This is a genomic window from Flavobacterium aquidurense (genome assembly GCF_002217195.1).
Classification (GTDB): domain Bacteria; phylum Bacteroidota; class Bacteroidia; order Flavobacteriales; family Flavobacteriaceae; genus Flavobacterium; species Flavobacterium frigidimaris.
Window position 1 is genome coordinate 1 of the sequence record NZ_MUGR01000083.1, and the last position, 5,629, is coordinate 5,629.

General features: G+C 31.7%; 5 protein-coding genes. 1 reads left to right on the plus strand and 4 read right to left on the minus strand.

Annotated elements, in window-relative coordinates:
- Window positions 1-978 precede the first annotated feature (978 nt).
- Window positions 979-1,848, plus strand: a complete 870-nt coding sequence (locus B0A67_RS24680) for a DMT family transporter (protein WP_072965298.1) — start codon at window positions 979-981, stop codon at window positions 1,846-1,848.
- A gap of 66 nt (window positions 1,849-1,914) precedes the next feature.
- On the opposite strand, the gene B0A67_RS24685 is transcribed toward B0A67_RS24680, so the two are convergent.
- From B0A67_RS24685 to B0A67_RS24700, 4 genes are all read right to left on the minus strand, one after another.
- Window positions 1,915-2,652, minus strand: a complete 738-nt coding sequence (locus B0A67_RS24685) for an SDR family NAD(P)-dependent oxidoreductase (RefSeq protein WP_072965294.1) — start codon at window positions 2,650-2,652, stop codon at window positions 1,915-1,917.
- Window positions 2,653-2,728: 76 nt separating this feature from the next.
- Window positions 2,729-3,298 carry a Crp/Fnr family transcriptional regulator gene (locus B0A67_RS24690; protein WP_072965295.1) on the minus strand — a complete coding sequence of 190 codons (570 nt, stop codon included), beginning with the start codon at window positions 3,296-3,298 and terminating at the stop codon, window positions 2,729-2,731.
- Between the two features lie 108 nt (window positions 3,299-3,406).
- Entirely contained in the window at window positions 3,407-4,180 is a 774-nt protein-coding gene (gene lpxA, locus B0A67_RS24695; RefSeq protein WP_072965296.1) for an acyl-ACP--UDP-N-acetylglucosamine O-acyltransferase, read from the minus strand.
- Between the two features lie 64 nt (window positions 4,181-4,244).
- Entirely contained in the window at window positions 4,245-4,808 is a 564-nt protein-coding gene (locus B0A67_RS24700) for a Crp/Fnr family transcriptional regulator (protein ID WP_072965297.1), read from the minus strand.
- Window positions 4,809-5,629 lie beyond the last annotated feature (821 nt).

Consider the following 5,629-nt stretch of genomic DNA (forward strand, 5'->3'; position numbering starts at 1 on the left):
CAAGTTTTGCACTTCATCCCGCAAAAATTGGGGATTAACCAAAAATATTAGATAATCTGAATAAGAAGAAATCAATATTTCATATCAAACATACTGTTAGTTGTCATTTTCTAATATCCTGTATCTTTTTCGATCAAACTCATCTTTCATTTCAGCCTTTTAATATACTTTAACTAATTTTATAAAGCCCTTTTCTATTAATTCATCTAAGTCTTTATTAGAAATATCATTTACTATAAAGTTCAATGATTTTCCATCGACTTCTATAAACCAAGACATCCACCAGACTCCCCAAATCTCCCAGTAAAATTCAAATTCATTAGACTTGAATTCAATAGATTGATTTTTCAATTCAAGCAAAAAGAGATTTAACCTTTTTTCTAATTAAGAATTTCCACAATTATTTTTAAACATTTTTTTAAATTGATTTTACATTTATGATATTGTGACTTCACTTAACGTTGATATTTCACCAGCTTTAATCAATTTTCTTCAAAAATCTCTTTATCCCAAACCTTCTGACCAAGATAATTGCCATAAAAATCGTATCGTTTTATTATTGCATTCTCAGGATTTTATCAGCTAATATAAAAAACATTTCACCAGAATTCATTCTGCTTTAGATTTATATTCAGTTACGATTATATCAACTCTTAAAATGCAAAATTTTCCACAAAACGAATCTACAAGAACAATAAAAACACCACTTAGAAAAACTAAATTTGGCATTGTTCAAAACTGCCCCCAAGAAACAACAACATTTCAAAGCACTATAAGAAATCAAGTTTTAAATAATTTTCATACATTTGAAAAAACAAAAAACAATGAATAGAAAAGGTTGTCTTCCTCCGCCAAGAGCTTAATTTCTTTCTAAAATGAGATGAAGTTGCACGTTGATATTACATCATCTGTTTCTGCATACTTCATATTTAACTAGTAATTAATTAAATCTTGTTCGGTTTCGAGCAGACACTTTTCATGAAAAAATCCTATCTAAAGTTACACTTAGCTGTACTACTTTCGGGCTTTACCGGTATTTTTGGTAAACTCATTTCTCTTAACGAAGGACTTTTGGTTTGGTACAGAACCTTCCTTTCTGCAATTATTTTATTTTTTCTTATTAAGATAACCAAGACAGTGGTTCAAATCAATATTCGGAAAAAAATGAATATTGCTAAAATTGGTGTTTTTATTACCATTCATTGGGTCTTTTTTTATGCTAGCATCAAGTATTCTAACATTTCAATTGGTGTAGTTTGTTATTGCTTAACAAGCTTTTTTACTGCCATTTTTGAGCCATTGCTCAATAAAAACAAACTTGTTTTTTCCCAATTCTTTTTTAGTGCTATAACTTTGGTTGGCATTAGTTTAATTTTCCATTTTGATAGTTCATATCATACGGGAATTTTACTGGGCTGCCTCTCATCAGCGTTTGCCGCGCTTTATACTATTTATAATGAAAGATTGGTAAAAACCTACGATAGTAAAATCATAAACTATTATCAAATGATTGGTGGTACAATTGCCCTGGGAGTTTTGATGCCTTTATATCTGGTTTTCTTTCCTTGTACAAGTTTAATTCCAAGTGGAAATGACTTTTTTTATCTGATTTTGTTATCATTATTTTGTACCGTTGGTTTGTATGTTTTATTTGCAGAAGCACTAAAAAAAATACCTGCGTTTACAACCAATCTTACTTTTAATTTAGAACCTATTTATGCTATAATTTTAGCGTTTGTATTTTTTAATGAAGGTAAAGAAATGAGTAATTCATTTTATTTTGGCTTATTTTTCGTGATGACTTCCGTCATTCTACAAACAATTATTTCATTAAGGAAAAAGAAATAAAAACGAGAAACCTCCAAAGTCATTGATTTTGGAGGTTTTAATTTTAATGTAATCCTGTTTGTTATCTTACCAAGGACTTATTCCCGTTTCATCTTCTATATCATTACTAAAAAATTGTCCTGTAGGCGCATTTTCATCTGTAAGTGTATTTTTAATAATAAAATTAGCAGCGCTCTCAACTGATCCAGGACCACTATGATGGTTAAAATCTGTAGCTGTATAACCAGGATCGATTACATTTACTTTAAATGGCAGATCTTTCAATTCATAGGCCAACACAATTGTATAAGCATTTAAAGCAGCCTTTGATGTTCCGTAACTTGCTGATTTAAAATTATAGTACTTCCAATCCGGATCACTATGCAAAGTCAATGATCCAAGACCTGAAGTAATATTACTAATTCTTGGGCTTTCCGATTTTTTAAGCAGTTCTAAAAACGCTTGTGTGACGCTAATTACACCAAAGAAATTGGTATCAAATACATTTTGAATAGCTGTAATTGATGTATCTAAAGCACTTTGGGGAAATTCACCACTAATTCCCGCATTATTAATCAGTATATCGAGTTTACCCTGTTCGCTTTCGACAATACTTTTTGCTTCTGAAATTGAAGCCGGATTTGTAACATCAATCTGAATGGCTTTAATATTTTCAAATCCGTTTTGATTTAATTCATTTACTACTGCCTTTCCCTTTTCAAGATCTCTTGTTCCTAAATAAACAAACAATCCTTTTTTTGAAAGCTCTTTTACTAACTCTAAACCAATGCTTCTATTTGCCCCTGTAATTAATACTGTCTTCATTTCTCTTATTTTAAAATTATTAAACAAAGGTCATTTCTTTAAAAATAAAATGATTTGTCATTTGACAAAAAGCGATTTAACGTATGTTTTTTCTAATTCGGCTTAATGAGGATTGTGTAATACCTAAATAGGAAGCAACATAAGATAAGGGAACCCGATTGATAACATTGGGATAAATTTTCAGAAACATTAAATAACGCGTGGTCGCATCTTCAGAAACCAAAGGACTTCTTCTTTCTACTTTTTGCCTCAATGCTTTCGAAATAATTTTATGCACGATTGCATCCCAGCCCACAATCGTATCTAACAGTTCTCTCCAGTCATTTTTCGAAAAAACCAATAATCTACAATCTGTGATTGCCTGCACATAAGCATTGGAGCAGATATCATTATCAAAACTCTCTATATCTACCACCAGATTATTTTCGTCAATAAAATATTTTGTAATTTCTTCACCTTTATTATTGTAATAACAAACGCGTATGATTCCATCCAAAACAAAACCAACTTGCTGTGCAACTTTACCTGCTTCTGAAAAATATTCGTCTTTTCGAAGTTCTAATTCAGTTGCTTTTTTAGAAATTAAATCAATTTGCTGCTGATTTAAACTTCCAAATTGCAATATGTATTCTATAAACTCTATCATAGTTGCAAGTTAGTCAAAGTTGTTTTTATTTTTTTGTCATTTGGCAAAAAGAACAATTACAGAATCAAAAATCACAACAACCTACTTACTATGATTCACAAAATCATTCTACTCAAGATATCCTTTTATAATTCCTCTTTTTGAACGTTTGATAAAATCGATAATAAGATCGCGTTCTCTAGTTGGTGCAAAATTGCTTTCTATCAATTCCAGAGCAAGACTTGTATTCCTTTTTTCCTGAAAAATAATCCGATAAATATCTTTTAGCTCCTTTAATTTATCAACTTCAAAACCACTTCTCTTCAATCCAACAGCATTCAATCCAACATAACTTAAAGGTTCACGCGATGCCAAAACATAAGGAGGAACATCCTTTACAATGCGGCTCATTCCGCTAACCATACTATGTTCGCCAATTAACGAGAATTGATGAATGGCCGTCAAGCCACTGATATTTGCAAAATTACCAACGACAACCTCGCCAGCCATTCCAACATTAAAGCCGATAATACAATTATCACCAATAAAACAATCGTGCCCAATATGAGTATTGGCCATTACTAAATTTCCATCGCCTATTACAGTTTTATTCTTCGATGCAGTTCCTTTATTTATAGTAACAAACTCTCTGATAATCGTATCATTTCCAATTGTCAAAAAAGTATATTCATCTTTATATTTCAAATCTTGCGGGATTCCTCCAAGAATAGCGCCTGCATGTATTTGACAGTTTTCTCCAATTCGAGTGCCTTTTAAAAGATTTACATTATTTCCTATACAAGTATTATCTCCAACAATAACATCACTTTCAATAGTTGCAAAGTTTCCTATATGTACATTTTTTCCAATTAGCGCATTCTTCCCGATAACAGTATTTTTCAATTCCTTGTATTTTAAATAGAATACAAATATTGACAAGAATTCAATTTTATTTCTTGACCTAAAGTCAATTAATCTGAGCTCTGATTCTGCTTAAAGTTTCAGGACTTACACCAAGCAGAGATGCAACATCTTTCAGCTTTGCTTTTAAAACAATTTGAGGTAATGAATTCAATAGATAGAGATACTTTTCCTGAGCACTCATTGAAGTGTAGAAATGATGAAACTCGTTTAATCTAGAGAGATAAAGTCTAAGCAATTTAATATGAAACTTAGAAAACAAAGGATATTCCAATAAAGTTAACTCATCCTGATAGGATAGCGAATACACTATCGTTTCTTCCGAAGCCTGAAAGTTTTCAAAAGATATTTTTTGTTCAAAATAACTGGTTAACGAAGTCACAAACTGATTGTCTGTATAAATCCATTTTGTGACTTCTTCACCATCCTCAAGGCAAAACCTGCGAACTAATCCCGATTTAATAAAATAAATCTTCGAACAGATTTTACCTTCCTGAATAATAACTTCATTTTTCTTAAATCTTTCTTCAATAAAATATTTTCTGATCAGCTGCTCCGTTTCTAAATCTAATACCTGAAAGCTATTGATTACATTTAATAATTCCGTCATAATCTAAACTATTGCTAAAACAAATTTACCACTATAATTGGATAATGAATTTTATAAAATGCACTGTAAAAAATGCAATTACAAAATTACAAAACAAAAGATTTAAGGCATTATCATTTTTACACCAAGAATGAAGTCATAAAATTGATTGCACAAGCTAAAAGACAAAATAAATACCTTTAGAAACAATTAAAGCTTGTATACGCACATCAAAAGATATAATTTGAGCGTTTCCCTGCGGGCCGGGCTGTCCGCTAAATCTTTTGCGGAAACAGTTTTGGTTTACTCCGCAGAAATTTATTTTTCCGCAAAAGGATACCGCTGCCATCCCTAACGCGGTTTACGGGCAATTAGAAATATAATTTTTATAATAAATTCCAAAGTGTGATGGCTGCTAGTCTTTGCGAACTTTGCATTCACAAACAATTCAAAACTCCTTTGCGTGCCTTGCGGTTAAATAAAGATAAAACCGCAAACCAATTTCAAAACAAAAAACCCCGTTTCGTTAGAAACAGGATTTTCAAAAGAAAGACAACAGACCCCCGATAGCTATCGGGGCTCCCACATAACTGCAGGATTTTGTAAAACAAAAAATCCCGTTTGGTTAGAAACAGGGTTTTCAAAAGAAAGGCGACAGACCCCCGATAGCTATCGGGACTCCCACATAATTGCAGTATTTTATAAAACAAAAAACCCCGTTTGGTTAGAAACAGGGTTTTCAAAAGAAAGGCGACAGACCCCCGATAGCTATCGGGGCTCCCACATAACTGCAGGATTTTGTAAAACAAAAAACCCCGTTTGGTTAGAAACAGGGTTTTCAA